Below are 26,513 nucleotides of genomic sequence, written 5' to 3'. Positions count from 1 at the left end.
AAACGGATTTATGGCATAGGCGAAATGCCAGGGTCATGAAAGGTATATCTTCGAACCTATTTCAGAAACAATACAATTGGAAAGGCTGGCAGGACTGTTATCGGGCTTGGCACGGGGATTATTTAGTTGGAATTGTCTATAGAAGGAACTATCCAGGGAAATGATATGCGTTGTCAGAAATGCTGATATGGTGGCGAATGGCTTTCTATTGCTATTTAATTCATCGATGATTCCCTGTGCAGTGGTAATCCCGATCCCGTGGCCATAAAAGAGGTTATTCCCTAATAATATGGCATTTTCACCTTGCCATTCAGGGGTTGCCAAGTCGTGATCAGGGTTTTTGAAGTAAACGCAATCACCTGGTAAATAATCCCTTCCTTGATGAATAATGAGAGCCATATTCTGTGGAGGGCGAAAGTCATATAAAAATAGGTCTGAAAAAAGATGGTCGAAATTCCTAGGGCCGATCAAATCCAAAATCGCCTTTAAAAAAGTGACGACCATTGCTGTACCGCATTCGAAGGCATAAAGCCCTCCATTCATGAAAATGTCAACGAGCGCAGCATGAGGGAGAATCCCTGGCTGAAGGGTAAAGGTGCCATCCTTTGAAAGGTGCCAATAACGTTGATTGGATTGAGACTCCTCAAGTGTGGAAAAATCCGGACCGCTTTTATCCAACGCAATAGCTGCCTCTATGACTCGGTTCCTCAGCTGTATCTCGAAATTAAAATCCCCAAAGTTCCGGTATTCAAAAACGTTAGAATCTTCCGCCAAGCATTGAAGAGTTTCAAGCGATTTGGCAGAGGCTGTACCTGGTTGGATTTGACTGACATCTAACCATTTGTGATTAATCTTTATCATGACATATCCACCTTTTGCTTATGAAATTAAGGGTTTAATAAAACAAGTAAACAAAAATGTCTACAAGTAATGCTCATTATATGAATGCTTGAAAAGAAATGACTATTTGGAACGTGCCAGCCGCCGTTGCAGCCAAGAATGATTGGAACGGAACGAGGCAGAATTATTTTCCTTTCAATGATTTTCGTTCCAAAAGATATTTGCAGGTATCCTGAAGTGCCAGGAATACCTTTCCAATTAGCGAGAAGAAGCAAATTAGTATTCCTTTTTCCCTATGAATTGATATAATGAGAGAGAAAAGTTCATATGTGCGAGAAATGTAGGGGGGCCAGTACTGCTGGCTGAGATTGCATCCATTAGATGCTGACTCTTTGAACCTGATCTGGGTGATGCCAGCGGAGGGAACATATTATGACTGATTTTCTGTTTTGTATGTTAACGTCCGAATTCATCTTCGGGCGTTTTTTGCTTTTTTATCCAGTATTTGAATAGCCCTGGATCCCTATTATGGTTCCGGCATATGAATCTTATAAGATGTGTAGGAGGATAATGACTTGAATAAATTCTTACCACTGTTAACTTCGTTCTTCCTTTTAGCTGGATGCGGAGCAGGCGGAACTAATGAAAAAGAAGAAGCATCTAAAAATGAAAAATTAAAGAAGGTATCGGTCGTGCTCGATTGGACACCGAATACAAACCATACAGGATTGTATGTAGCCAAGGAAAAAGGTTATTTTAAAGAACAAGGTCTTGATGTGGAAATTATCATGCCAGGTGAAGCTGGAGCTGATAAGCTTGTCGCTTCAGGGAAATCTGAATTTGGCGTGAGCTATCAAGAGGGCATAACGCAGGCCCGCGTACAGGGTGTGCCGATTGTTTCGGTAGCTGCCGTCATCCAGCATAATACTTCGGGATTCGCTTCCCCTGAGGCTAAGGACATTACGACTCCCAAGGATTTTGAAGGGAAAACGTACGGTGGCTGGGGATCTCCGGTTGAAAAGGCCATTATTGATTCACTCATGAAAAAGGAAAATGCGGATGTAAATGAAGTGGACATAGTCAATACAGGAGACATGGATTTTTTCACTTCGGTTAAAAGGGATATAGATTTTGCCTGGATTTATTATGGTTGGACAGGCATTGAGGCTGAGTTGCGAAATGAAAAGCTTAATATGGTGTACTTAACCGAATACTCTGATAAGCTTGATTACTATACGCCTGTTTTGACTACAAATGAAAAGATGATAAAAGAAGATCCCGAGACTGTTAAAGCATTCGTCCATGCAGCTTCGAAAGGGTACCAGTTTGCGATTAAGAATCCTGATGATGCAGCAGATATGTTAATTGAGTCTGCACCGGATCTTGATCCAAAACTAGTGAAGAAAAGCCAGGAGTGGCTTGCAGCCAAGTATCAGGATGATGCTCCGCGATGGGGTGAACAAAAGCTTGAAATTTGGAAGAATTACAGTGAGTGGATGACTGAAAATAAGCTTCTTGAAGGTGATTTCGATCCTGAAAAGGCATTTACCAATGAATTTTTACCAAAATAGGAGGAAATACAATGGCCAATTCATTAATTAGTATACAAATTATTCCTAAAGGGGAAAATGTCATCCCTATGGTCGATGAAGCAATCAAGATCATTGAAGAATCAGGTGTCAAGTATGAGGTTCACCCGCTTGAAACGACAATGGAGGGGGAGCTTTCCGAGCTTTTTGCCGTGATAGAAAAAATGAATGTAAGAATGATTGAAATAGGATCGCCGAATGTCATTTCCCAAGTGAAAATATTATATCAGCCAAGCGGGATTACGATGGATACGTTAACGGAGAAATATCGGGCATGATCGGAAGGGGGATTTGGAAGAAGGGGGCTCCCTTCTTTCTTTTATTATTGTTGCTGATTGTATGGGAGTCAGTGACAGTCTTATTGAAAGTTGAAGAATGGCTGCTTCCCGCTCCATCGGCCATTTTCATTGAAGGAATTGAGTCGTCCCGCAATCTTTACGGACACCTTATATCCACAACCGAGCTTGCGTTGTCAGGTTTTTTTATTGGAAGCTGCATCGGCTTATTGATCGCGGCAATCCTACACCTATTTCCAGGTGTGAAGGACGCGGTTTATCCTCTGCTCATACTATCACAAAATATACCTATCATTGTTTTGGCGCCGCTTTTGGTGATCTGGTTTGGCTTTGGCATGCTGCCTAAGTTAATCGTGATTTCACTTGTATGTTTTTTTCCGGTTGCGGTCGCATCATTGGACGGTTTTCGCCAGACACCATACGAGCTTAAGCATTATTTCAAGATGATGGGAGCGGGGAAAAACCAGTTATTTTGGAAGCTGGAACTTCCTCACTCGATCCCGTTCATTTTCTCCGGCCTGAAAATTTCGGCTACCTATAGTGTAATGGGTGCGGTTATTTCGGAATGGCTTGGGGCAAAATCGGGGATTGGTGTTTATATGACTCTCGCTTCTTCAGCGTTCAGGACAGATCGGGTGTTTGTAGCCATTTTCATCATTATGGGAATGAGCCTGATTTTTTTTGGAATCATCACTTTCCTGGAGAAATACTTGGTCTCTTGGAAGAGAAAGGAGGGCGAAAAGGGTGAAGCTGGAAATTAAAGACGTCTCCTATTCTTTCGATGGTAAGCAGAATATATTGGAGAATATGAATTTCCATGTGAATGATGGGGAATTCGTCACGATCCTTGGGCCATCGGGAAGCGGTAAAAGTACATTGTTTCACTTGATCGGCGGGATTTTGAAGCCTGATCATGGCATCATTTCATTGGATGGTAAAAAGATAAATGGCTTAAAGGGACATATCAGCTATATGCCTCAGCAGCCTTCCCTTTTACCTTGGAGAACGGTATTGGAAAATGTTTTGCTTGGAAGTGAACTTGCTGGGACCAGAGATAAAGAAAAGGCAAAAAACCTTTTGATGAAAGCTGGTTTAGAAGAATACGATAAAGCATATCCCCATGAATTATCTGGAGGCATGAAGCAAAGGGCCGCATTCATTCGAAGTATCTTAAGTCCACAGGACTTGATGTGCCTGGACGAACCCTTTTCTGCCTTGGATGAACTGACAAGATTGCAAATGCAACAATGGCTGTTGTCGGTTTGGGAAGAAAATCGGAGGTCGGTGCTTTTTGTCACTCACAGCATAGATGAAGCGGTTTTCCTATCAGATAGAATTTATGTGTTATCAGCAAAACCGGCTGCTGTCATCAAAGAAGTGAAAGTTCCATTTTCAAGGCCAAGAAGAGAAGAACAGCTTCTTAGTGATGAATTTATTCATTTGAAGAGAGAATTATATGCAGCACTCAAGCCAACTTTCACTACTTAAGTAAGGAGGCGATATCATTTGAGAATCATCGACAGCCATATCCATTTGGATAAGTATGATATTGTTAAGCGGAAGCAGATTCTGAAAGACATGGAAAAGGTTCAGTTGGAATCCTTGCTGACTGTTTCCATGAATTTGGCTTCTTCGATTAACAATTATCAGCTTTCACTTAAAGATTCACGAATTAAGCCTGCCTTTGGTTTTCATCCAGAGCAGCCCCTCCCTAGTGATGAAGAAGTGTATGAATTATTGAGCTGGATGCGGGAACATCGTCACGATATGGTTGCCATAGGCGAGGTTGGGCTGCCCTATTACTTAAGGCAGGAAAACCCCAATATTGATAACACAGCATATATAGTGATACTGGAGAGGTTCCTGACCTTAGCTAAAGAGATTGAAAAGCCGGTTATCCTTCATGCCGTTCATGACGATGCACCTATCGTTTGCGACCTTTTGGATAAGCATCAAATTACAAGGGCACACTTTCATTGGTTTAAAGGCGAAATCCGGACAGTTGAAAGAATGGCCGAAAAGGGCTACCGCATTTCGATTACACCTGATGTTTGTTATGAGAGGGAAATACAGGAATTAGTTTCGGCCTATCCACTTAAGCTGATGATGATAGAAACGGATGGACCATGGCCGTTTGAAGGGGTTTTCAATGGGGAATGGACCCATCCCGGCATGATGCATGAAAGTGTGCGTCAAATTGCTTCGATTAAAGGATTGCCGATTGAGGATGTTTATGAAGCCCTTTATCAAAATACGAAAGATTTTTATCATATATAAAGGTACCGGTTATCATATCCGGTACCTTTTTTCGTTTGGCTCTTTTCGTAAAGATTGTTGTTTTTAAAACGAAACGATTTAAGGTTGATTGGAGCGGAAGTGCGAGACTCCTGCGGGAGCAGCGGGACAGGTGAGACCCCACAGGCGTTTACGCCGAGGAGGCTCACCGCCCGCACCAAGGAAAGCGAGCATCTGGAGGGGAAATCAACCACAACTCACTACCTGGTAAATAGCAACAAATTATGTGAAAACAGCCTTTCGTTTAAAGAAAGGTCCTTTTAACCTTTTCCCAAAAGGAATTGTCTTTTAGCTTAACGGTCTTGATGACCTTACCGCTTAACCGGACCTTTACCTTTTCGACATGATTGATGCTTAACGCTTCATTGTCCATTCCGACGATCGGATAGCTTGGTCCGTTTTGTTCAAGGTGGACGGTCAACGTCTTAGCACCGCTTAAGATGAATGAGGAGCCTAGGGTCCGATAGGTATTATTATTGACGGAAGCAAGCTCGCTCACTTGGAAGCAAGGGAGAAGGGGATCGACAACGGCCCCATTGACCGATTTATTATAGGCGGTGCTTCCGGTCGGAGTCGCAATGATGATCCCGTCCCCGCGAAAAGTTTCAAAATGGAGTTGATCAATGAAAATATCCATGATGAACGTTTTGGTGATCGAAGAGCGGATACTGAGTTCATTAAGGGCATAGAAGGAGGGCTGATCGTCCAATTGGATAGAGATGGTTGGATATTTACGCACCTCGATTTGCTCCATTGTCATGGCTTCAATCATTTTATCACTGTCTTCCAAGTGGAAATCGCAATACATATTCAAGTTACCTGTCGTGGAAATGCCCGCATATAAACAGTCATCCCTGAACCCGGTTTTACGGGCTGCCTGCAGGAATGTGCCATCATCACCGATGCTTACGATGATGTTCGCTTTTGTGAAATCCTGGATGACTTCATACGAATGTTGCTCCGCCAAGTCTGATAAGTATTCAACCTTGCTGAGCATCTCTTCATTCGGTGCATGGAAAAAATAAATATTCCTTCGAGTATCCATCGTATCCCCCCTAGTATGTATGGTGATGAAAGGGCTTTCTAAACCCTGTTTACAATAAATGAAATTTGTGCAAAATGGACCAATGCATTTCCAATTTGAGGATTATTTGCTACAATTTTATATGTCTTAGTTTATCATGGAATGAAACATTTTTGGTATTAGTTCGTATGGTAAGAAGGATACATATATTTAAGGGGGAAAACAGATGAATGGAAAGCGTTGGGCTGCACTTGGAATCGCAGCCGTTTTATTTTTTGTATCTATTGCTGTAGGGGCGGCCACTACTCTATTTACAGCGGATACGGAAAATATCATTGATGAATTATTTGCTTCCGAAAGTGCATTTTACGAGGAAGTCATAGAAGGCGATGATTACACTAATGTTATTGCCGTATTTGATGTAGAGGGCACGATTCAAGATACAGGAGAAGCCTCATTACTTAGTTCAGCAACATATAATCACCGTGCCTTCATGGATAAGCTGAAGATGGCAGAGGAAAATGATGATATCAAAGGGATTATCCTTCGAGTAAATTCTCCAGGCGGCGGTGTTGTCGAAAGTGCAGAGATTCATGAAAAGATCCTTGATATCAAGAAAGTGAAAAAACCTGTTTATGTATCAATGGGGTCTATGGCTGCTTCAGGCGGATATTATATTTCTGCACCAGCAGACAAGATTTATGCCAGCCCAGAAACGATGACGGGTTCACTTGGAGTCATCATGCATGGGTATAATTACGAGAAGCTGGCCAAGAAGTATGGTGTTGAGTTCGAAACCATCAAAAGCGGACCACACAAAGATATTATGAGTCCAACCCGGGAAATGACTGGGGAAGAACGTGAAATACTGCAGAATATGATTAATAATTCTTATGATCAATTTGTAAAAGTCATTGCTGACGGACGCGGAATGACAGAGAAGGAAGTAAGGGAAATTGCCGATGGACGCATTTATGATGGACGTCAGGCTAAAGAAAACCATCTAATCGATGATTTCGGCCATTTGGATGATGTAATTGCCGCAATGAAAACGGATATCGGTAAAAAGGATGCTCAAGTTATCCGTTATACAGATGAGGCAGGTTTCGGTTCATTATTCAGTATGGGTGCGCAAAAAATGTTGGGAAATGATGTGGAAACGGCAGTCTTGACAAAAATCCTTTCCTCTTCAAATTCTCCACGCTTAATGTATTTGTATGCGGAATAGGGGGGCTGAAGGATGACGGAAAGAAATGAAAACAATGAACAAATCGCTTCATCCAATCTAATGGCAGATCAAGAGGTTCCCGTTCAGCAGGAATTTACATCAGCCAAAAAGGCTGTGGGTGATGATGAAGTCAAAAAAGTGCATTTTGCTGGTTTTTGGATGAGGTTTTGGGCCTATTTGGCCGATCTATTGGTTATCGGAAGCTTGAACCGGATTTTGATTCATCCCATCTTTAAATTTTATGAAGGAACTGATGACCTCTGGTTCTCCGCAGAGGGCTTCTTAACGGGGATCGTATTTTTCTTATACTTTGTATTGATGACCAAATTCTTGAATCAAACCCTTGGCAAGATGATTTTTGGACTGAAAGTGGTTGCCTTGAAGGAAGAGAAAAAAAACATTTCTTGGAGCACGATATTGTTCAGGGAGCTGATTGGCCGCTATATATCAAAAGTAACCTGGATTGGCTATCTCTTGGCAGGCCTATTACCGAAGAAACAGGCTTTGCATGATGTCTTTGCAGACACGGGCGTTGTGTTGATCAGAAGATGATTTCTTCCATTCATAAATCTGTAAGAGCGTGATTTTCGCTTTTGCAGGTTTATTTTTTTTTGTATATGCCGATAATGATAGGCTGAAGGGGTGTAGGTGCATGAAGTGGCTTTTGATGATTATGGGTATCCTCATTTTGGTGCTGCTTATTGTTATTTTTACTAAAGTAAGAGTGTCCATCGACTACAAGCGTGTCCAAGCGAATGACCTAATACATATTAAATTATCAGCTTGGTATGGGCTTTTTCACTATACATTCAAGGTTCCGGTCATAAAAATGGAAGATGACTCGGGAACTGCAGTAGTAAAGAAAGAGCAAGAAATGAACGGAAAAACAAATAAGGTAGAAATGAAAAAAATCACAGCCGAAGATTTGCGGGACGGATTCGCAGACATTCTGGAAACTCTTCAGCATATAATCGGATTCCATAAGATCGTCCGTAAATTCGCTGGGAAAATCCAAGTCAAAAAATTCATCTGGCATAGTAAGGTCGGTACTAAAAACGCTGCACACACCGGTGTTTTAACTGGTGCATGCTGGGCACTTAAAGGTTCAATCATCGGTTTGCTGACAACCTATTTCAACTTTCGGATCATGCCCTCCTATTCCATTACACCCGACTTTCAGAGATGGCAGGCAAATACGTCGATTTCCTGCATATTACAATTCAGAATCGGGCAGGCTATGGTGACTGGAATAAAACTGCTTCGTTATTGGAAAGGCGGAAAGCCGCATTTCAAGTCGAGTAAATTAGCGAAGCTATCAGGTGATTCCAATAAACAATCGTTCTAGAGTGGAGGGAATTTAAATGTCAGATCATCCGATCCAAGGTTTAATGAAAGAAGCGATGGAAAATCTTAAAGAAATGGTCGATGTGAACACGATCATTGGGGATCCGGTAGAAACTCCGGATGGAAGTGTCATTTTAACTGTATCCAAAGTGGGGTTTGGTTTTGCAGCCGGTGGCAGCGAATTTGTGATGGATGGAAACCATCAAGGACAGCAAGGCGGTTCCAAGCAGCCTTTTGGCGGCGGTAGCGGCGGTGGGGTCTCCATAACACCAATTGCCTTTTTGATTGTCGGTTCCCATGGAGTGAAAATGATTCATCTCGATGAAGGGACGCACCTTCTAGAAAAAATGATGGATTTAGCTCCTCAAGTCGTCGATAAGATTCAGTCCATGCTATCCAAGAAAGACAATTATCAAAAGCAAGGCAATAATCAAAACCAAGGAAATAATCAATACCAAGGCGGCAGTCAACCAGCTGTAAACAGGTACCAAGAACCTAAACAGGATATAGACTTCTAATTGCGACTCGGCATCCGCCGAGTTTTTCTTTTTGCTGCATTCTTCCTTTGCGCCGAAAAAAGCTCGGATGGCGAACTTGTGCATGCATCATTCACATTTCCTGATTCAATTAATTGCAAAATTCCGGCAAAACAAATATTATTATGCTTGTACATATAGCAGAAAAGGGAGGAATTATTAATGGCTTCAGTTACATTTAAGAACAACCCGATCACTTTAGTGGGACAAGAACTAAAAGTTGGGGACAAAGCACCTGATTTTACCGTATTGGCTAATGACTTATCACCGGTTACTTTAAACGACTCCAAGGGTTCTGTCCGCATTATCAGCGTTGTTCCATCCGTGGATACAGGCGTATGTGATGCACAGACACGTAAATTCAACGAAGAAGCGGCAAAATTGGATAATGTGAAAGTACTGACGATCAGTAACGACCTTCCTTTCGCGCAAAAACGCTGGTGTGCTGCCAGCGGCTTGGACAATGTTCAAGTTCTTTCCGATCACCGTGACCTTTCATTCGGTGAAGCATATGGTGTCGTCATGCAAGAACTTCGTCTATTGGCTCGCTCTGTATTCGTTGTGAACAGCTCTGATGAAATCACATATGTAGAATATGTGAGTGAAGGTACGAACCATCCAAATTACGAAGGTGGAATCGAAGCGGCGAAAGCGGCAAAATAAGATGCGAATTTAAGAAACCGGGCACAATGTGCCCGGTTTTTTGTTATAATGTTGATTTTCTTGTTGATAAAAACCATGACGTTGAAGTGGACAGGTCCTTTTTAGGATTTAATGTTCATTGGAAAGTTGTGTCGATCGATACATTTCATTTCAATTGAAGGGTATCATTTATTATATCTGGATTCAGTTAAGGCTCGAATGTCGGACCATTTTGTGGTAAAACAACCTTGCCAGACCATTCCTGACCATTAGGTGTTCCAACTCTTATGTCAATTTCATTAGGCCACGATGGCATTTGTCTTGGTCCTGGGAAAAACCCCGCTTGTTGCCCTGCTCGAAATCCTTCTCGATATCCTTGTCGATACCCCTGACGAAATCCTTGACGAAAACCTTGTTGAAACCCCTGCTGTTGCCTGTTAAATTCATCTGCTGACTGAATATCATGTTGCTGATTTACCGGATTAACCTGCCCATGATAGTTTTGATATTGATTATCCATATATAATCACCACCTCATGCATGGTATTCTGTTTGGGCCTTCATTGAGCCTATCCAAGTAATAAAAAATTACAGGGCAACAAAACAACCCGTTTTAGACAAAGGAGTTTCCATCTAATTTCAAAACACAGTTGATTGGAACGTAAGGTACGAGACTCCTGCGGGAAAAGCGTGTCCAGGGAGACCCCGCAGGCGAAGGCCGAGGGCAGACCGCCCGCGGAAAGCGAGTGCCTGAAGCGGAATCAAGTCCCCCAATAACATTTCATGGTGACCAGTCCTAGCCACTTTGTTAGACAAAAGATTTCTATCTAAATTTCAAAACAAAGTTGCTTGGAACGTAAGGAACGAGACTCCTGCGGGAAAAGCGTGTCTAGGGTAGACCCCGCAGGCGCAAGCCGAGGAGGCTTCCCGACCGCCCACGGAAAGCGAGTGCCTGGAGCGGAAATCAAGTCCCCCAATAACATTTCATGGTTCGGGTTGTGACAATCCAAGCCACTTTTTTAGACAAAAGGTTTTCTATCTGAATTTCAAAATACAGTTGAATGGAACGTAAGGAACGAGACTCCTGCGGGAAAAGCGTGTCCAGGGGAGACCCCGCAGGCGCAAGCCGAGGAGGCTCCCCGGAACGCCCACGGAAAGCGAGTGCCTGGAACGGAAATCAAGTCCCCGAATAACATTTCATGGTTCGGGTTGTGACAATCCAAGCCACTTTTTTAGACAAAAGAGTTTCTATTTAAATTTCAAAACACAGTTGAATGGAACGTAAGGTACGAGACTCCTGCGGGAAAAGCGTGTCCAGGGGAGATCCCGCAGGCGCAAGCCGAGGAGGCTCCCCGGAACGCCCACGGAAAGCGAGTGCCTGGAACGGAAATCAAGTCCCCGAATAACATTTCATGGTTCGGGGTGTGACCAGTCCTAGCCACTTTGTTAGACAAAAGATTTCTATCTGAATTTCAAAACACAGTTGATTGGAACGTAAGGTACGAGACTCCTGCGGGAAAAGCGTGTCTAGGGTAGACCCCGCAGGCGCAGGCCGAGGAGGCTTCCCGACCGCCCGCGGAAAGCGAGTGCCTGAAGTGGAAATCAAGTCCCCCAATAACATTTCATGGTTCGGGTTGTGACAATCCAAGCCACTTTTTTAGACAAAAGGTTTTCTATCTGAATTTCAAAATACAGTTGAATGGAACGTAAGGAACGAGACTCCTGCGGGAAAAGCGTGTCCAGGGGAGACCCCGCAGGCGCAAGCCGAGGAGGCTCCCCGGAACGCCCACGGAAAGCGAGTGCCTGGAACGGAAATCAAGTCCCCGAATAACATTTCATGGTTCGGGTTGTGACAATCCAAGCCACTTTTTTAGACAAAAGAGTTTCTATTTAAATTTCAAAACACAGTTGAATGGAACGTAAGGTACGAGACTCCTGCGGGAAAAGCGTGTCCAGGGGAGATCCCGCAGGCGCAAGCCGAGGAGGCTCCCCGGAACGCCCACGGAAAGCGAGTGCCTGGAACGGAAATCAAGTCCCCGAATAACATTTCATGGTTCGGTTTGTGACCAGTCCTAGCCACTTTGTTAGACAAAAGATTTCTATCTAAATTTCAAAACACAGTTGATTGGAACGTAAGGAACGAGACTCCTGCGGGAAAAGCGTGTCAAGGGAGACCCCGCAGGCGCAAGCCGAGGAGGCTCCCCGACCGCCCGCGGAAAGCGAGTGCCTGAAGTGGAAATCAACGTCCAAATTTTACAAGGGAGTGGGCGCGAGAGATTCCTTATCAAACGGAAAACGGTACGTTAAACAAACGAAGAATGATGATCAGGACGTACGGCTTGTATCTCTTTCTTCTTACCTTTAAAATAGGGACAGAAGCAAACAGGAGGAATTAATAAGTGAAGTCTACCCCAGTTGAACAATTATTTTATGAATTTGATGAAACAGCTCAAATATTGCAAAGTGAACTATCATGTACGTATCTGGACGCCTTGGGCGAAACGGGCGAGAATTTCTTCCAAGGGAAAGTCCTGCAGGATGAAATCAGTGAAGTATCGAAGAAAAGGTTAGCGAAGCATTATGCGGATTTTTCACCAGAGAAATATGAGAAGGAAGCAATCCGTAAAGCGTATCAGCTTGCCATTTTAAAAGGCATGCAGCAGAGCGTTCAGCCGAATCATCATATGACTCCTGATGCAGTCGGCATGTTCGTCAGCTATTTAGTCGGTAAATTCACCAAGGACCAAAAAGAGATAGTCATGCTCGATCCAGCCATTGGGACGGGGAACTTACTATTTGCGATCATGAATCAGCTTACTGATAAGAACATCGCTTCATATGGTGTCGAGATTGATGAAACCTTGATCAGGCTTGCTTATGCTGGTGCCAACCTGCAAGAACATCCACTGGAATTTTTCAATCAGGACAGCTTGGAGCCACTTTTCATCGATCCTTCAGATGTTGTGGTCAGTGATTTGCCGATTGGTTATTACCCGAATGATGTGCGTGCAGCTGAATATGAATTGAAGGCCGACAAGGGACATTCGTATGCACATCATTTGTTTATTGAACAAGGTGTTAAACACGCGAAGGATGGCGGACACCTATTCTTCATTGTCCCGAATAACCTGTTCGTCTCGGAGGAAGCTCCGAAACTCAATGATTTCCTGAAGAAGCATACACATATCCAAGGGATGGTGCAACTGCCGCTTTCCATGTTCAAGAATGAATCGGCTGCCAAAAGCATCCTGATCCTTCAAAAGAAAAAAGAGGGGATCGAAGCTCCGAAGAAGGCATTGCTTGTACAACTTCCGAAGTTGTCGGATTTCGAAGCGACAAGGTCTGTCATGCAACAGATGGATGATTGGTTTAAAGAGGAAAAATAATCAATGAAAGCTGATGCCGCAGGCATTGGCTTTCATTTTTTTTTGAAGGAATGATTATTGCAATTCTTCGTTATCATTTGGTTGTAATCGCATGCCATGATAAGATTGTACTATACACAGCACGTTTCATTGAGATGAACATGGAAGAACTAACTTAGAGTAAAGGAGCAGGAGCGATGTCAAAAGTCATGGCTATTAATGCGGGCAGCTCTTCATTGAAGTTTCAGCTTTTTGAGATGCCTAGTGAAAAAGTAATTACAAAAGGTATTGTAGAAAGAATCGGCTTGAAAAATTCCGCATTCACTTTAAGCGTCGAAGGCGAAAATGTTTCTGAAACGGTGGATATACCCAATCATGAAGTGGCTGTAGGGCTTTTATTGAAAAAGCTCATTGACCATCGCATCATTGACTCCTTTGAAGAGATAGATGGCGTAGGGCATCGGGTGGTGCATGGCGGCGAGGTATTCAGTGAATCGGTCTTGATCACGGAGGATGTAATAGAGGAAATCGAAAAGCTTTCCGAGTTGGCGCCCCTTCATAATCCAGCCAATATCACCGGAATCCAAGCCTTCAGGCGAATACTTGATGATGTGCCAGCGGTTGCGGTATTCGATACGGCCTTCCATCAAACGATGGCAGCAGGTTCCTATTTGTACAGCTTACCTCTTGAATATTATGAAAAGTACGGAATTAGGAAGTATGGGTTTCATGGTACTTCACATAAATATGTATCGCAGCGTGCTGCCGAAATGATTGGCCGCCCAATTGAACAGCTTCGATTGATATCCTGCCATTTAGGGAATGGTGCAAGCATTACGGCCATAAAGGGAGGCAAATCGATTGATACATCAATGGGGTTTACCCCCTTGGCCGGTGTTACCATGGGAACGCGGTCAGGGAACATCGACCCTGCACTGATTCCTTATATCATGGAGAAGACGGGAAAAACTGCAGATGAAGTGCTGGATGTCCTGAATAAGGAAAGCGGCATGCTAGCCCTTTCCGGATTTTCCAGCGACCTGCGCGATATTCAAGTTGAAGCGGATAAAGGAAATGAGCGGGCTGAACTCGCACTTAAAGTATTTGCAGATCGGATTCACAAGTACATTGGCTCCTATTCAGCTAAAATGGGAGGTGTGGACGGCATCATTTTTACAGCGGGCATCGGTGAAAACAGTCAAACAATTAGAGGGCGTATCTTGGAGGGACTTGAGTTCATGGGGGTATATTGGGATAAGGATCTCAATCGCACCAAGGGCAAGGAAGCGTTCATCAATACACCTTATTCACCTGTCAAAGTCATGGTCATCCCAACCAATGAAGAAATCATGATTGTCAGGGATACCGTGAAAATAGCTTTGAAAGAAACCTGGAAAGCATGACTTCCTGTTTTTTATAATGATCTCCTTATCTCTTTGGTAAGGGGGTCTTTCCAGTGAATGAAGTTTATCAATTTTCATCAGCGGAATTCGACTTCTTGTTGATATTATGTATTGGCAATCCATATCCTTGAACGCCGGATCGCCCTCATCCATTCTGAGAAATGCTTCTTTCTATGGTATACTTAAGGGAGAATCCACCAATTCTGTACATAGGAGGCTTGATGCATGGAATTCACGAACCGGGAAATGAAAGTTTGGAATGAAATTAGTGAATGGCAGGAAAAACTCTATCAATATGAGCCAACGGATCTTGCTGCATTGTATGATAAATGGTTGGAGCAGGGGTTTGCCCTGCTACCGGAAAACGTCCAACAACAGTTTTTTGAAAAGCTTGATACTTGGCTTTTTCATTTGCATGCCATGGTTCAGAGCTCACAAGTTCAAATAGATGCAAGAGAGCGGATTTTAGCATCTGCTCGCGTGTTTAATGAAGAAATCGAAACGTTGAGTGATTTGAATCACTTATCGATCGACCAGGTGAATTACATAGCCAATCAGCATATCGCTAAGCATCGCTTATATTCTTTTGCACAAGGCGGGATGAGCGGATCAGGAGGCCTGCTTTTGCTGGGGAGCGATATTCCGGCCATGACCGTCATCAATGTCAGGATCGTACAGCTTATTGCGATGTCTTATGGTGTCGAGGTGAATACACCGTTTGAAATGATGCTGGCCCTTAAGGTATTCAATGCAGGAGCGATGCCAAAGAGGCTCCAAGGAATAGCCTGGGAAGAATTGATCCGTGAGGTACAGACAGCAGAAGATGACTATTTTTATTTAGGAATCGAAGAATTGACAAACCCTACATGGATGGAACAGCCGCTCAAGCAGCTGTTGAAAGCATTATCCATTGCCGTTTTCCGCAAAAAACTGGTTCGGGGCATACCGTTCATCAGCATGGCCATCGGGGCTGGATCCAATTATCAAATGACCCGGAATGTCAGTGAATTTGCCCAGAAGTTCTATCAATATCGTTATTTACTGGAAAAGAAGGCTGATGGAGAATGAGTGTCAAGAATCATAAAAAGGCCGTCACGGAGGCAGTTCGCTGCATGGTGATAACCGTCAGCGATACGCGCGATGAAGAAACGGATAAAAGCGGGGCACTGATGAAGGAATTATTGAAATCGAGTGGTCATGAAGTGACGGAATATGTAATCGTTAAGGATGAGCGGAAGGCGATTCAGGATGCGGTCACTTCTGGCAGTCAAAGCGGCATGGTTGATGTCATATTAACAAATGGGGGCACTGGCATCGCCAAAAGGGATGTAACGATCGAGGCGGTCAAAGAATTGATGACCAAGGAAATACCCGGTTTTGGCGAGATTTTCCGTATGCTCAGCTATCAAGAGGATATCGGGGCGGCTGCCATTCTATCCAGGGCAATTGCCGGAGTCGTGAACAACAAAGCGGTTTTTTCCACCCCAGGTTCATCAGGGGCGGTTCGGCTTGCAATGAATAAATTGATACTTCCGGAATTGGGACATATCGTCGGTGAACTTCGCAAGGATTTATAAGAGGGATGCAAAAAAAGCCACAGTTTTAAACTGTGGCTTTTTTTGCATGGAATAGGCCTTAATTATGCATCTTTTCCGTCACGGCTTGATTGGCACGATACCAAAGCCATAAATCATTGATGATGGAAGCAAGTTCCGCAATTTCGGAATTGAGCTGGCATGATTTGGCGAAATTACTCTCATCGGAGAGCCGAAACTGCTTTCGGTTTATCGTGGATTCCAGTTCCTTGATGCGGTCCGGGATGCTTCCCCTGATATTCTCCCAATGTACGAGTATTTGCTGCTGCTCGCCTTTTGTATATTCATCCCACTCCAAATTCAAATCAGGAATGGAGATGCCGAGCCTTTCATCATAGATAAATAGTTCTCTCATATGCCCTCCGCTTTTCGATTTATCATACTCCTAGTTTACTATATTCTCGCGGAAGCATCCAATGTGTAAATTCCCTGAAAATAATAGGGGATTATTTAGCGAAATCTTTAAAATACCCCTTGTATTTCATTAATAAAGATGATAAAGTACTAATCATAGAATGAATAAAAATAACAAACGATGAATTTTTATTCACACGAAAGGACGATGGAAATGGAAAATCAAAAAGTTGTTTTAGCATATTCCGGAGGTTTGGATACTTCCGTTGCAATTAAATGGTTACAAGATCAAGGGTACGAAGTTGTGGCATGCTGCTTGGATGTCGGAGAAGGAAAAGATTTGGACTTCATTAAGGAAAAAGCGATCACTGTTGGTGCGGTAAGTTCATATGTCATTGATGCGAAGGACGAATTCGCTGATGAATTCGCATTGACGGCTCTTCAGGCACATACTTTGTATGAAGGGAAATATCCATTGGTATCAGCTTTATCACGTCCGCTGATCGCGAAGAAATTAGTGGAAGTGGCTGAAGCGGAAAACGCGGTTGCCGTTGCGCACGGTTGTACGGGAAAAGGAAATGACCAAGTGCGTTTCGAAGTATCAATCTCAGCATTGAACCCTAATTTGCAAGTTCTTGCACCTGTTCGTGACTGGAAATGGTCTCGTGAAGAGGAGATTGAATATGCAGCGAAAAATGGCATTCCCGTTCCGATTGGCATGGCGAGCCCGTTCTCGATTGACCAAAACCTTTGGGGAAGAAGTAACGAATGCGGAATCCTGGAAGATCCTTGGGCAGCTCCGCCGGAAGAGGCCTATGATTTGACTACAAGCCTTGAATGTACGCCAGATACTGCCGATATCATTGAAATTGGTTTTGAACAAGGTGTGCCGGTTACATTGAATGATAAAAACTATAAATTGGCTGACCTGATCGTCGAGTTGAATCAAATTGCCGGCAAACACGGAGTTGGACGTATCGATCACGTTGAAAATAGATTAGTAGGGATCAAATCACGTGAAGTCTATGAAGCTCCTGGTGCGATGACATTGATAGCTGCACACAAAGAACTTGAAGATATCACGCTTGTTAAAGAACTGGCTCATTTCAAACCGGTGATCGAGAAGAAAATGACTGAATTGATTTATGAGGGACTTTGGTTCTCTCCGCTTCAAAAAGCTTTGGCTGCATTCCTGAAAGAAACACAAGTGAATGTAACGGGTACGGTACGTGTGAAACTATTCAAAGGTCATGCGATTGTTGAAGGAAGAAAATCCGAGTACTCCCTATATGACGAAAAATTGGCTACCTATACAAAAGCGGACGAATTCGATCATGATGCAGCAGTTGGATTCATTAAGCTATGGGGACTTCCAACGAAAGTGAACAGCATGGTCAATAGCAAGAAGGTGACCGTGTGAGCAGCAAGCTTTGGGGAGGAAGATTTACGAAATCTGCCGAAGAATGGGTAGATGAGTTCGGAGCTTCCATTTCCTTTGACCAGGAACTTGTCCTTGAAGATATTCAAGGCAGTTTAGCTCATGTAACCATGTTAAAGCAATGCAGCATTTTACCTGAAGAAGATGCGGATCAGATCATTGCGGGTCTGAAAAGTTTACAGGAAAAAGCTGTGAAGGGTGAATTGACTTTTAAGGTTGAGATGGAAGATATCCACCTCAACCTGGAAAGTATGCTAATAAGCGAAATCGGTCCAGTTGGCGGAAAGCTTCATACAGGAAGAAGCCGTAATGACCAAGTTGCAACCGACCTTCATCTGTATATGCGGAACCAAACGAAAGTGATTCTGGAACTCATCAATGATTTGCAAATAGCGATTTTGGGACAATCCAAGAAAAATGTGGAAACACTGATTCCAGGTTATACACATTTACAGCGTGCACAGCCCATTTCGTTTGCCCACCATTTAATGGCCTATTTTTGGATGCTTGAGCGTGACAAGCAGCGCTTCACCGAGAGTTTCAAAAGAATCAACATTTCTCCATTGGGTGCTGGGGCATTAGCTGGGACGACTTTCCCGATTGACCGTGCCCTCAGTGCGGAGCTATTGGGGTTTGAGGGAATATACGAAAACAGCCTTGATGCGGTAAGTGATCGTGATTTTGCCATTGAATTCATGAGCAACAGCGCGACAATGATGATGCATTTATCCCGTTTCAGCGAAGAAATCATTCTCTGGTCAAGCCAGGAATTCCAATTCATTGAATTGGATGATGCGTTTTCCACTGGAAGCAGCATCATGCCGCAAAAGAAAAACCCTGATATGGCGGAATTGATCCGTGGTAAAACAGGACGGGTTTATGGGAACCTAACGGGGTTATTGACTGTTTTGAAAGGACTGCCGCTTGCTTATAACAAAGATATGCAAGAAGATAAAGAAGGCGTTTTTGATACGGTTAAGACCATTGTTGGTTCACTTAAAATATTTGCCGGCATGATTTCAACGATGAAAGTGAAAACGGACGTAATGGAAAAAGCAACAAAAAATGACTTCTCGAATGCGACGGAATTAGCTGATTACCTGGCTTCAAAGGGAATGCCTTTCCGTGAGGCGCACGAAGTGGTCGGGAAGCTTGTATTGTTCTGTGTCCAGAATGGCTGCTATTTAGTCGACCTGAGCATTGAACAATTCCAGGAAGCTTCCGAGTTGTTTGATCAGGATATTTATGATGCATTAAATCCTTATGAGGCAGTTAAACGCCGTAACAGTGCGGGCGGTACAGGTTTTGCCCAAGTCCTGCTGGCGATTGAAAAAGCGGAAAAACTGGTAAATGAATAACAGGAAAAAGCTCGTTCACCAATTTGGCGAACGAGCTTTTTATCATTTTCTCTTATTGATTCGTACGCACGACCATTACATCACAGTTTGAATGGCGAACGATGCCTTCCGACACGCTGCCGATAAGGAAACGTTCGACTGCATTAAGGCCTGTTGCACCGCAGACAATTAAATCGATCGAATGCTTTTTCGCTAAATCCCTTGGAATTTGAACTTTAGGAGAACCATAGGCAACTTCTGTTTGGACCTTTGTAATCCCGGAGGCAATGGCTTCCGTTTTATACCTGTCCAATAGCTCATTGGCAAAGGTTTCAGAGTGATCACGGATAGTCATATCATAAGCTTCGACAGTAGGGAAATTCCTTGTATCCACGATGTGTGTGAGCACAAGGGTAGCGTCACTGAGTTTTGCTAAGTAGATGGCCTTTTTTAAGGCCCACTCTGCTTCTTCCGAGCCGTCCACTGCTACAAGAATATTTTTATAATCTATACTATTCAAGTGAATCTCCTCCTTCTATTTCATTCCTATTATACAATGATTTACCTTATGGATCTGATTTCAATTGTAACAAATTAGCGAATGTTTATGCCAATAATCTGGAAATTATATGATTCCAACCTTATTATGATGTGATGAATCATTGCATGACGAATATCTATTCTTTTTACCTTATTTGTTTATTTATGGTAACCTCTAATGTGAGAGGGGAGTTTTTTTCTTTGAGTGTTTCAAAAATAGTAAACTATGCATTATATTTATACGTGCTTTTGTATGCTTTGATCTATTACATTTTTATTTCTTACATCAATTTTGTACATGCTACGATTAGTTTAATGAATATATCAGCACTGCTGCTTCCATTTATTCTATTACTATTTTTTCAAAGGATTTCATGGAAATATACCAATAAGCATAATACAAGGAAACCCAAAATTAGATTTATAGTCATATCAAGCCTTGGCTTTGCCCTTCTGGTTTTTTGTGTGGTTATGTTAAGGGTAAATGAATCTGAATCAAGGTTCACCACTGAAAGATGGTTAAATGATGTTGAAGGAAGAGTCTACCTGGTAGATGACTTAATCGATGAACATGAATTGATAGGCATGACAAAAGATGAAGTGTTCACGCTTTTAGGGTCTCCAACAGAAACGGAATATTTTAAAGAGGAAGATCATGTTGTTTATTATCTCGGTGACGAGAGGGGAATCATAAGAATAGATAGTGAATGGCTGGTCATTTGGTTTGACGGCAGTGATAAAGCAATGAAGTATGAACTGCGGACCGATTAGTTGATCTGTTGAATAAATACCCCCGTCTTAAATGAAGGCGGGGGTATTCGGATTTCGTTATATTAAATGGTTCATGCATTATCACTTTATGATTTGCAGGCTCTTCGGGAATTTGGTCAAAATCTCACAGCCGGCATCGGTGATCAATAGATCATCTTCAATCCTGACACCTGCAACATTTGGAACATATATGCCAGGTTCGATGGTATAAACCATTCCGGATTGAAGTTCGAGTGAATTCGTTTCAGTCAAGGATGGATACTCATGGACACTGATCCCAAGTCCGTGGCCGAGCCTGTGCGGGAAGAATTCACCGTATCCTTTATCCCTGATGATGTTTCTGGCCGTCAAGTCTATCTCGGAACAGGATACACCAGGTTTACTGGCTGCAACGGCAGCTTCTTGTGCTCTACGTACAGTTTCATATATTTCTGCCTGTTTATCATTGATATCTCCGTAAGCAACCGTTCTGGTAATGTCAGAGCAGTACCCTTCATGAACGACGCCAAGGTCAAAGAGGACAAGGTCGCCGCGCTGAACCTTCGTATTCCCAGGTGTGCCATGCGGGGAAGCGCCATTTTTACCAGTCAGGACCATGGTGGAGAAAGACATTTGGCTCACTCCAGCCTTTTTCAATTCGTATTCAATCGCTGCAAGGATTTCCATTTCCGTTTTACCTTCATGAATTTCGCTGACACCCACTTCAATCGCAAAGTCGGCAAGGCGGCATGCTTCACGGATTTTGACCATTTCATCTTCCGATTTGATCATTCGCATCTTTTGAAGTTTTTCTTCTGCGGAAACAAGCTTCGGTGCTCCGAAGTGTTGTTGGACCTTTTCATAACGTTCCACATTCATATGCTCTTTTTCAATGGCCATTGTATGAATGGTTAAACCGCGATCTTTGACTGCCTGCTTAACTTTTTCCCAAGGGTTTTCAATGTCGGTGTAACCGATGATATCTCCATCCCATCCAGCTTGTTTAGCATCCGGAACTTCCATCTGCGGGCAGACAAGGAAAGGTTCGGCATTTGCAAAAATGGCAAGTGCCAGCAGTCTTTCATGAGGATCACTAAAAAACCCGCTCAAATAGAAGATGCTCTCTGTAGATGTAAGTAAAGCGGCTTCAGCCTCATTCGCCTGTAGCCAAGTTTGTAGTTCTTTCAAACGTTCATTCATGACGGTACCTCCATTAATAAGATATAATTACCTTAGCAATATTTAAAAGTATAGTAAATGGGAAAGGCCTAAGAAAGCTACATAAAAAAATTGTTGGTATGGGAAGGGAGCATCAAAAATGAAAGTATCTTTTCATGGACATGCAGTTGTAAAAGTCGAAACGAATGGTAAAACGATTTTAATCGATCCATTCATTACTGGAAACGAATTGACCGATTTGAAGGTGGAAGATGTGAAACCGGATGTGATCATCTTAACACATGGCCATAATGACCACGTCGGTGATACGGTTGAATTGGCCAAAAGGCATGATGCGCTTGTCATCGGCATTGCAGAGATTGCCGATTACCTGGGTGATCAAGGGGTCAGGACCCACGGGATGAGCATCGGCGGAGCTTTCGAGTTCGACTTTGGAAAAGTGAAACTGACGCCAGCTTTCCATGGAACGGGATTCAATAATGGAGAGGGGCAAATCATTTATTTAGGAATGCCTGCTGGAATCTTGCTTACGATAGAAGGGAAAACGATCTATCATGCAGGGGATACAGCTGTATTTTCCGATATGAAACTGATCGGGGAACGACATCCGATTGACTTGGCATTCTTGCCTATCGGCGACAATTACACCATGGGCCCGGAAGATGCAGCACTTGCAGCGAAATTCCTTCAAGCCAAACAAGTAGTGCCGATTCATTACAATACTTTCCCTGTCATCAAACAGGATCCTGAAAAATTCCTCGACCTGCTTGAAGAGGAAAATGGACTGATCATGGAAGCCGGGGATGAAATAGACTTTTAAAAGGAGCGGGAGCCTGCAGGTGCTTCCGTCAGACTATAGATAGGCTCGATGATAATGGAGTGTGTCGACAGTTTTTTTTAGGTTTGTAAAATTTGACCGTTTCTTTCCACTGCAGGCACTCGCTTTCCGCGGGCGGTCCGGGAGACTCCTGCGGGGTCTCCCTGGACTCGCATTCCCGCAGGAGTCTCGCACACCCGCTCCAATCAACTCTGCATTAATACTAAGAGAGAAACCCAATTGCCCTCAGTTTTGGAAGGTTTGTAAGTTGACTGTTTCTTTCTCCATTAAGACTTAACAATTTATATTCGCCTTTACTAAAGACTTTTTGTTTTTATTAGAAAAGGAGAACTTTAGGAAAATAAGTCAAGTTCATTATATTACATATACACTTCCGTATATCTCATATCGAGATAGCGTCCAGTTTCCAAAATCTAATGCATGGGAAAGTCGTGGTTGTTGGTCCGTTTGTCTGCACCGCTGTGGACCAAGTGATGATTGGTGTTTTACCAATACTACTGCTTCCTGTTTTCCTTGCAAACTACCTCGTACAGTGAGTTTCTTTTCTAAACTTCATTTTTATTTCTGACACTTCTTTATTATCTGTCTGTTTAGAATCATTTTCCTCTCCATTGACTGCCACTTTAGTACCTGCTTCGGAACATCCATCTATAGTTAGGGCGCTCAAAGCAACTATTATTGAATGGATATGTTTAACAAAACTCCTCCTTATGTACATCGAGTAAATTCACTCCTCTTTTATGAAAAAAGAATCCATACAAAGTGAATCTATCTGAAAGTAAACTCTCGCTCAGCAGCCAAGTCTTTTTTCCTTTCGCAGGCATAAAATGAATAGATGAAAAAAAAGGGGGGATTGGATGAAACAGAGGTTATTACTGTGTTTGCTTTTATGCGGTGTGATGCTGTATTATGCCGTGCCGCGCTTGTCGTTGGAAAGTGGCGGTCTGGAGGGTCTGTTTGCCGGCTCCTGGCTGTTGTTTGCATTGTTGGCGGTAGCTGGAAACTTGACGGGCATACTATATTCTCCTAAGAAACAAAAGGTAAAGCGCCAGCCGGAATACAAAAGGTTGCGCCAATACTAGTAGTTGTTTGATAAACTGGGCTCTTTGACCTTATAATGGGTAATAGGAATACCGTGAAAAGGGTGAAGCGCTTGGCTACAAAGCATGAACAAATATTGAAACATATCGATGGGCTCCCTGTTGGCGAGAAGATTTCCGTCCGTCAAATTGCGAAAGCATTGAATGTTAGTGAAGGTACGGCATACCGGGCAATTAAAGAGGCGGAGAACCAGGGCTACGTGAGCTCGATTGAGCGGGTAGGCACGATTCGCATTGAGAAAAAGAAAAAAGAGAATATTGAAAAGCTCACTTTTGCAGAGGTAGTCAATATTGTTGACGGACAAGTTCTTGGAGGGAAAACGGGACTTCATAAGACATTAAATAAATTCGTCATCGGGGCGATGAAGCTGGATGCCATGATGAGATATACAGGCGCAGGAAACCTGCTGATCGTCGGGAACCGTACACAGGCCCATGAGCACGCGTTAAAAGCGGGTGCAGCGGTGCTGATCACCGGGGGATTCGATACCGAAGAGCCCGTTAAAAGGTTAGCCGATGAATTGGAGATGCCAGTCATCTCAACGAGTTACGATACATTTACCGTCGCAACGATGATCAATCGGGCGATTTATGACCAATTGATCAAAAAGGAAATCTTGCTGGTGGAGGATATTTTGACACCCGTACAGGAAACGACCTTTTTGACCGTGGGTGACCGGGTTCAGACCTGGCATGAACTGAATCAGGAATCGGGGCATAGCCGTTTCCCTGTTGTCGATGACAATATGAAGGTTCAAGGAATGGTCACATCAAAAGATATCATCGGACAGGAAGAGATGACGCTCATCGATAAGGTGATGACGAAAAACCCGATGACCGTAGGCGATAAAATGAGTGTGGCATCTTCTGCACATATGATGGTTTGGGAAGGGATCGAGTTAATCCCGGTCGTGAATGACAGTCATATCCTAAAGGGTATCGTGAGCAGGCAGGATGTGCTGAAGGCATTGCAAATGAGTCAAAGGCAGCCTCAGGTCGGCGAAACGATCGACGATACGATCACCAGCCAGCTTGTGATGACTTCGAATCGCGGCAAGGGCGAGGAAGTGTATAACTATGGAGTCACCCCGCAGATGACCAATTACCTTGGTACCATTTCAAGCGGTGTGTTCACGACATTGGTCACCGACTCGGCAAATCGAGCACTTAGAAGCTATAAGCGCGGTGACTTGGTCGTGGAAAACATGACGATCTACTTCATCAAGCCAGTCCAGATCGACAGTACGCTTGAAATCCATCCGCGTGTCCTTGATGTAGGACGTAAATTCGGAAAAGTCGATGTCGAGGTGTTTAACCAAGGCAAACTTGTCGGCAAGGCGATGTTGACGTGTCAATTGCTGGACCGATCATGAAAAATAAAAAGGATAATCGAAATTCGATTATCCTTTTTGATTTGCAGCTTCTTCGATTGCATGCGGCAAATAAAATTTATACATTTTATAGCCGCCCCAAATACTGAATAAGCCAACGAAGATGAAAACGGCGGCAATGATATAAGTGATGGTCGTGTGGAATAGAAAAAGCTGATTGATTCCGAATAGTGCGACAAACGCACCGAGGGCAATGGAAGACTTCCCTGAAATCCACTTTTTCTCCATCGGCATTCTGGTTCGGACCGATTTGATTTTATAAAACAGATAGACCCCTAGTGAAAGAACGATCAAGGTGACAAGAATAGGCATCGTTTGAAATTCCCCCAATTTAACATATGTACCTTTTTATTGTAGCGGGAAATGAAAGAGAATGCCACAGTAAACAAGATGAGACTTCCTATTTCCGCAATTTTTTGATTAAATGAAATATATCATCTTTATAAGGCTCGATAATACATATGTTAAGGGGAGATCAATATGAAAGCTGAAATATTAGCAGATATAAAGCGTTATGATACTATCATTCTCCATCGTCATGTCCGTCCAGATCCGGACGCTTATGGTTCACAGGGGGGATTGGCGGAAATCCTGAAAGCATCTTTCCCCGAAAAGCGAATTTATACGGTCGGGAAAGAGGAACCGTCATTGAATTATTTAAGAAGGCTCGATGTGATTTCGGATGAAACATATCAAGGTGCCTTGGTCATCGTTTGTGATACCGCAAATACGGACCGGATTTGTGATGCACGTTATACGACGGGGGATAAACTGATTAAGATCGATCATCATCCTAATGAAGATCCATATGGGGATATGCGTTGGGTCGATACATCGGCAAGTTCCACAAGTGAAATGATTTACGAGTTTTACCAGTTCGGTAAAGAGCAGGGCTTGAAGATGAGTGATGAAGCGGCACGCCTTCTTTATGCAGGCATTGTTGGCGATACAGGTCGTTTCCTATTCCAAAGCACGACTGAAAAGACATTTGCCTATGCCAGTGAATTGATTCACTATTCGTTCTCCCGCCCGCAGTTATATCAGGAGATGTATGACGTCGAGGAAAGCATAGTCCGGTTGAATGGATATGTGCTGCAGCATTTTGAAATCCTTCCATATGGAACGGGGAAAATGATCATCACGAAAGATATACTTGAAAAATTCAATGCTTCCACATCTGAGGCATCGCAGCTCGTTTCCTCGCTAGGTTCGATTAAAAATGTTAAGTCATGGGTCTTTTTCATTGAAGAGGATCAAGAAATCAGGGTTCGTTTCCGTTCTAAAGGACCGGTCATCAATACGATTGCCCGTAAATATAACGGCGGAGGCCACCCGTTTGCAGCAGGGGCTTCGATCTATTCTTGGGATGAAGTGGATAATATCCTTGCCGACATGGAAGAGTTGAATAAAGCGGAATGATAAAATTTAA

The 26,513-nt window shown here is 43.2% G+C and carries 28 protein-coding genes and 1 riboswitch; of the genes, 21 read left to right on the top strand and 7 right to left on the bottom strand.

Going from position 1 to position 26,513, the window contains the following annotated elements; all coding sequences use genetic code 11:
- Positions 1-33: 33 nt before the first annotated feature.
- Positions 34-861 (bottom strand): protein-glutamine gamma-glutamyltransferase, encoded by an 828-nt coding sequence (locus AC2YHV_RS06165; RefSeq protein ID WP_221408427.1) that lies wholly within the window; start codon positions 859-861, stop codon positions 34-36.
- 311 nt (positions 862-1,172) lie between these two features.
- A riboswitch (TPP riboswitch) is annotated at positions 1,173-1,282 on the top strand.
- Positions 1,283-1,415: 133 nt separating this feature from the next.
- Here AC2YHV_RS06165 and AC2YHV_RS06160 point away from each other — a divergent pair.
- The 5 genes from AC2YHV_RS06160 to AC2YHV_RS06140 are packed head-to-tail and all read left to right on the top strand — an operon-like array spanning position 1,416 to position 5,002.
- On the top strand, positions 1,416-2,411 hold the full coding sequence (locus AC2YHV_RS06160; protein WP_098937368.1) for an ABC transporter substrate-binding protein: 996 nt from the start codon (positions 1,416-1,418) through the stop codon (positions 2,409-2,411).
- Positions 2,412-2,422: 11 nt separating this feature from the next.
- Positions 2,423-2,707, top strand: a complete 285-nt coding sequence (locus AC2YHV_RS06155; RefSeq protein WP_034309193.1) for a thiamine-binding protein — start codon at positions 2,423-2,425, stop codon at positions 2,705-2,707.
- A complete protein-coding gene (locus tag AC2YHV_RS06150; RefSeq protein WP_053535931.1) occupies positions 2,704-3,486 on the top strand; it encodes an ABC transporter permease in 783 nt (260 codons plus the stop codon). The genes AC2YHV_RS06155 and AC2YHV_RS06150 overlap by 4 nt, the downstream gene beginning before the upstream one ends.
- Positions 3,476-4,213, top strand: a complete 738-nt coding sequence (locus AC2YHV_RS06145; protein ID WP_054400648.1) for an ABC transporter ATP-binding protein — start codon at positions 3,476-3,478, stop codon at positions 4,211-4,213. The genes AC2YHV_RS06150 and AC2YHV_RS06145 overlap by 11 nt, the downstream gene beginning before the upstream one ends.
- Positions 4,214-4,231: 18 nt before the next feature.
- Positions 4,232-5,002, top strand: coding sequence for a TatD family hydrolase (locus tag AC2YHV_RS06140; protein ID WP_487372812.1), 771 nt, complete (start codon positions 4,232-4,234; stop codon positions 5,000-5,002).
- 262 nt (positions 5,003-5,264) lie between these two features.
- Here AC2YHV_RS06140 and AC2YHV_RS06135 read toward each other — a convergent pair whose 3' ends face one another.
- On the bottom strand, positions 5,265-6,065 hold the full coding sequence (locus AC2YHV_RS06135) for an NAD kinase (protein WP_487372811.1): 801 nt from the start codon (positions 6,063-6,065) through the stop codon (positions 5,265-5,267).
- A gap of 205 nt (positions 6,066-6,270) precedes the next feature.
- Between AC2YHV_RS06135 and sppA the strand changes: the two genes are divergently transcribed.
- The 5 genes from sppA to tpx all read left to right on the top strand — a co-directional run bounded on the left by sppA (position 6,271) and on the right by tpx (position 9,815).
- Complete coding sequence (gene sppA, locus AC2YHV_RS06130; protein WP_063575484.1) at positions 6,271-7,272, top strand: signal peptide peptidase SppA; 1,002 nt, start codon at positions 6,271-6,273, stop codon at positions 7,270-7,272.
- A gap of 12 nt (positions 7,273-7,284) precedes the next feature.
- Complete coding sequence (locus AC2YHV_RS06125; protein ID WP_082609274.1) at positions 7,285-7,824, top strand: RDD family protein; 540 nt, start codon at positions 7,285-7,287, stop codon at positions 7,822-7,824.
- A gap of 100 nt (positions 7,825-7,924) precedes the next feature.
- The gene (locus AC2YHV_RS06120) at positions 7,925-8,617 is read left to right on the top strand and encodes a DUF2953 domain-containing protein (protein ID WP_057276718.1); all 693 of its coding nucleotides are present in this window, start codon (positions 7,925-7,927) and stop codon (positions 8,615-8,617) included.
- Positions 8,618-8,633: 16 nt separating this feature from the next.
- Positions 8,634-9,134 carry a GerW family sporulation protein gene (ytfJ, locus tag AC2YHV_RS06115; RefSeq protein ID WP_057276717.1) on the top strand — a complete coding sequence of 167 codons (501 nt, stop codon included), beginning with the start codon at positions 8,634-8,636 and terminating at the stop codon, positions 9,132-9,134.
- 180 nt (positions 9,135-9,314) lie between these two features.
- On the top strand, positions 9,315-9,815 hold the full coding sequence (gene tpx, locus AC2YHV_RS06110; RefSeq protein WP_487372810.1) for a thiol peroxidase: 501 nt from the start codon (positions 9,315-9,317) through the stop codon (positions 9,813-9,815).
- A 187-nt stretch (positions 9,816-10,002) separates the two neighbouring features.
- Here tpx and AC2YHV_RS06105 read toward each other — a convergent pair whose 3' ends face one another.
- On the bottom strand, positions 10,003-10,314 hold the full coding sequence (locus AC2YHV_RS06105) for a hypothetical protein (protein ID WP_098863997.1): 312 nt from the start codon (positions 10,312-10,314) through the stop codon (positions 10,003-10,005).
- Between the two features lie 1,879 nt (positions 10,315-12,193).
- Here AC2YHV_RS06105 and AC2YHV_RS06100 point away from each other — a divergent pair.
- The 4 genes from AC2YHV_RS06100 to AC2YHV_RS06085 all read left to right on the top strand — a co-directional run bounded on the left by AC2YHV_RS06100 (position 12,194) and on the right by AC2YHV_RS06085 (position 16,139).
- The gene (locus AC2YHV_RS06100; RefSeq protein ID WP_034309170.1) at positions 12,194-13,180 is read left to right on the top strand and encodes a class I SAM-dependent methyltransferase; all 987 of its coding nucleotides are present in this window, start codon (positions 12,194-12,196) and stop codon (positions 13,178-13,180) included.
- Positions 13,181-13,356: 176 nt separating this feature from the next.
- Complete coding sequence (locus AC2YHV_RS06095) at positions 13,357-14,562, top strand: acetate kinase (protein WP_328138632.1); 1,206 nt, start codon at positions 13,357-13,359, stop codon at positions 14,560-14,562.
- A 225-nt stretch (positions 14,563-14,787) separates the two neighbouring features.
- Positions 14,788-15,630 carry an EcsC family protein gene (locus AC2YHV_RS06090; RefSeq protein ID WP_034309165.1) on the top strand — a complete coding sequence of 281 codons (843 nt, stop codon included), beginning with the start codon at positions 14,788-14,790 and terminating at the stop codon, positions 15,628-15,630.
- Positions 15,627-16,139, top strand: coding sequence for a MogA/MoaB family molybdenum cofactor biosynthesis protein (locus tag AC2YHV_RS06085; protein ID WP_487372809.1), 513 nt, complete (start codon positions 15,627-15,629; stop codon positions 16,137-16,139). The genes AC2YHV_RS06090 and AC2YHV_RS06085 overlap by 4 nt, the downstream gene beginning before the upstream one ends.
- A gap of 58 nt (positions 16,140-16,197) precedes the next feature.
- On the opposite strand, the gene AC2YHV_RS06080 is transcribed toward AC2YHV_RS06085, so the two are convergent.
- A complete protein-coding gene (locus AC2YHV_RS06080) occupies positions 16,198-16,512 on the bottom strand; it encodes a hypothetical protein (RefSeq protein WP_034309161.1) in 315 nt (104 codons plus the stop codon).
- A 213-nt stretch (positions 16,513-16,725) separates the two neighbouring features.
- On the opposite strand from AC2YHV_RS06080, the gene AC2YHV_RS06075 reads away from it, so the two are divergent.
- Together AC2YHV_RS06075 and argH are read left to right on the top strand one after the other, a co-directional pair.
- Positions 16,726-17,931, top strand: a complete 1,206-nt coding sequence (locus tag AC2YHV_RS06075; protein ID WP_034309158.1) for an argininosuccinate synthase — start codon at positions 16,726-16,728, stop codon at positions 17,929-17,931.
- On the top strand, positions 17,928-19,307 hold the full coding sequence (argH, locus tag AC2YHV_RS06070) for an argininosuccinate lyase (RefSeq protein WP_487372808.1): 1,380 nt from the start codon (positions 17,928-17,930) through the stop codon (positions 19,305-19,307). Before AC2YHV_RS06075 ends, argH begins: the two co-directional genes overlap by 4 nt.
- A gap of 52 nt (positions 19,308-19,359) precedes the next feature.
- On the opposite strand, the gene AC2YHV_RS06065 is transcribed toward argH, so the two are convergent.
- Positions 19,360-19,797: a universal stress protein gene (locus AC2YHV_RS06065; protein ID WP_063577658.1), complete on the bottom strand. Its 438-nt coding sequence runs from the start codon at positions 19,795-19,797 to the stop codon at positions 19,360-19,362.
- Between the two features lie 230 nt (positions 19,798-20,027).
- Between AC2YHV_RS06065 and bamE the strand changes: the two genes are divergently transcribed.
- On the top strand, positions 20,028-20,597 hold the full coding sequence (gene bamE, locus AC2YHV_RS06060) for an outer membrane protein assembly factor BamE domain-containing protein (protein ID WP_487372807.1): 570 nt from the start codon (positions 20,028-20,030) through the stop codon (positions 20,595-20,597).
- Positions 20,598-20,678: 81 nt separating this feature from the next.
- Here bamE and AC2YHV_RS06055 read toward each other — a convergent pair whose 3' ends face one another.
- Positions 20,679-21,776: a M24 family metallopeptidase gene (locus AC2YHV_RS06055; protein ID WP_264639175.1), complete on the bottom strand. Its 1,098-nt coding sequence runs from the start codon at positions 21,774-21,776 to the stop codon at positions 20,679-20,681.
- A gap of 118 nt (positions 21,777-21,894) precedes the next feature.
- Between AC2YHV_RS06055 and AC2YHV_RS06050 the strand changes: the two genes are divergently transcribed.
- The 3 genes from AC2YHV_RS06050 to AC2YHV_RS06040 all read left to right on the top strand — a co-directional run bounded on the left by AC2YHV_RS06050 (position 21,895) and on the right by AC2YHV_RS06040 (position 25,066).
- A complete protein-coding gene (locus AC2YHV_RS06050) occupies positions 21,895-22,575 on the top strand; it encodes a metal-dependent hydrolase (RefSeq protein ID WP_048681095.1) in 681 nt (226 codons plus the stop codon).
- A gap of 875 nt (positions 22,576-23,450) precedes the next feature.
- Positions 23,451-23,675 (top strand): hypothetical protein, encoded by a 225-nt coding sequence (locus tag AC2YHV_RS06045; protein ID WP_034309145.1) that lies wholly within the window; start codon positions 23,451-23,453, stop codon positions 23,673-23,675.
- A gap of 71 nt (positions 23,676-23,746) precedes the next feature.
- Positions 23,747-25,066, top strand: a complete 1,320-nt coding sequence (locus AC2YHV_RS06040) for a DRTGG domain-containing protein (protein WP_034311452.1) — start codon at positions 23,747-23,749, stop codon at positions 25,064-25,066.
- Positions 25,067-25,093: 27 nt separating this feature from the next.
- On the opposite strand, the gene AC2YHV_RS06035 is transcribed toward AC2YHV_RS06040, so the two are convergent.
- A complete protein-coding gene (locus AC2YHV_RS06035) occupies positions 25,094-25,396 on the bottom strand; it encodes a YtpI family protein (protein ID WP_034309143.1) in 303 nt (100 codons plus the stop codon).
- A 168-nt stretch (positions 25,397-25,564) separates the two neighbouring features.
- On the opposite strand from AC2YHV_RS06035, the gene AC2YHV_RS06030 reads away from it, so the two are divergent.
- Positions 25,565-26,503: a DHH family phosphoesterase gene (locus AC2YHV_RS06030; protein ID WP_034309141.1), complete on the top strand. Its 939-nt coding sequence runs from the start codon at positions 25,565-25,567 to the stop codon at positions 26,501-26,503.
- Positions 26,504-26,513 lie beyond the last annotated feature (10 nt).

The sequence above is a fragment of the Peribacillus sp. SRI_006 genome (genome assembly GCF_057586375.1).
Note: the sequence above shows the minus strand (reverse complement) of the source record. Positions and strands in the feature narration are given on the sequence as shown.

Coding starts and splice junctions, on each gene's coding strand:
- AC2YHV_RS06165 (WP_221408427.1), bottom strand. CDS start 861: ATGATAAAGATTAATCACAAATGGTTAGATGTCAGTCAAATCCAACCA.
- AC2YHV_RS06155 (WP_034309193.1), top strand. CDS start 2,423: ATGGCCAATTCATTAATTAGTATACAAATTATTCCTAAAGGGGAAAAT.
- AC2YHV_RS06150 (WP_053535931.1), top strand. CDS start 2,704: ATGATCGGAAGGGGGATTTGGAAGAAGGGGGCTCCCTTCTTTCTTTTA.
- AC2YHV_RS06135 (WP_487372811.1), bottom strand. CDS start 6,065: ATGGATACTCGAAGGAATATTTATTTTTTCCATGCACCGAATGAAGAG.
- sppA (WP_063575484.1), top strand. CDS start 6,271: ATGAATGGAAAGCGTTGGGCTGCACTTGGAATCGCAGCCGTTTTATTT.
- AC2YHV_RS06125 (WP_082609274.1), top strand. CDS start 7,285: ATGACGGAAAGAAATGAAAACAATGAACAAATCGCTTCATCCAATCTA.
- AC2YHV_RS06120 (WP_057276718.1), top strand. CDS start 7,925: ATGAAGTGGCTTTTGATGATTATGGGTATCCTCATTTTGGTGCTGCTT.
- ytfJ (WP_057276717.1), top strand. CDS start 8,634: ATGTCAGATCATCCGATCCAAGGTTTAATGAAAGAAGCGATGGAAAAT.
- tpx (WP_487372810.1), top strand. CDS start 9,315: ATGGCTTCAGTTACATTTAAGAACAACCCGATCACTTTAGTGGGACAA.
- AC2YHV_RS06105 (WP_098863997.1), bottom strand. CDS start 10,314: ATGGATAATCAATATCAAAACTATCATGGGCAGGTTAATCCGGTAAAT.
- AC2YHV_RS06095 (WP_328138632.1), top strand. CDS start 13,357: ATGTCAAAAGTCATGGCTATTAATGCGGGCAGCTCTTCATTGAAGTTT.
- AC2YHV_RS06090 (WP_034309165.1), top strand. CDS start 14,788: ATGGAATTCACGAACCGGGAAATGAAAGTTTGGAATGAAATTAGTGAA.
- AC2YHV_RS06085 (WP_487372809.1), top strand. CDS start 15,627: ATGAGTGTCAAGAATCATAAAAAGGCCGTCACGGAGGCAGTTCGCTGC.
- AC2YHV_RS06080 (WP_034309161.1), bottom strand. CDS start 16,512: ATGAGAGAACTATTTATCTATGATGAAAGGCTCGGCATCTCCATTCCT.
- AC2YHV_RS06075 (WP_034309158.1), top strand. CDS start 16,726: ATGGAAAATCAAAAAGTTGTTTTAGCATATTCCGGAGGTTTGGATACT.
- AC2YHV_RS06055 (WP_264639175.1), bottom strand. CDS start 21,776: ATGAATGAACGTTTGAAAGAACTACAAACTTGGCTACAGGCGAATGAG.
- AC2YHV_RS06050 (WP_048681095.1), top strand. CDS start 21,895: ATGAAAGTATCTTTTCATGGACATGCAGTTGTAAAAGTCGAAACGAAT.
- AC2YHV_RS06045 (WP_034309145.1), top strand. CDS start 23,451: ATGAAACAGAGGTTATTACTGTGTTTGCTTTTATGCGGTGTGATGCTG.
- AC2YHV_RS06035 (WP_034309143.1), bottom strand. CDS start 25,396: ATGCCTATTCTTGTCACCTTGATCGTTCTTTCACTAGGGGTCTATCTG.
- AC2YHV_RS06030 (WP_034309141.1), top strand. CDS start 25,565: ATGAAAGCTGAAATATTAGCAGATATAAAGCGTTATGATACTATCATT.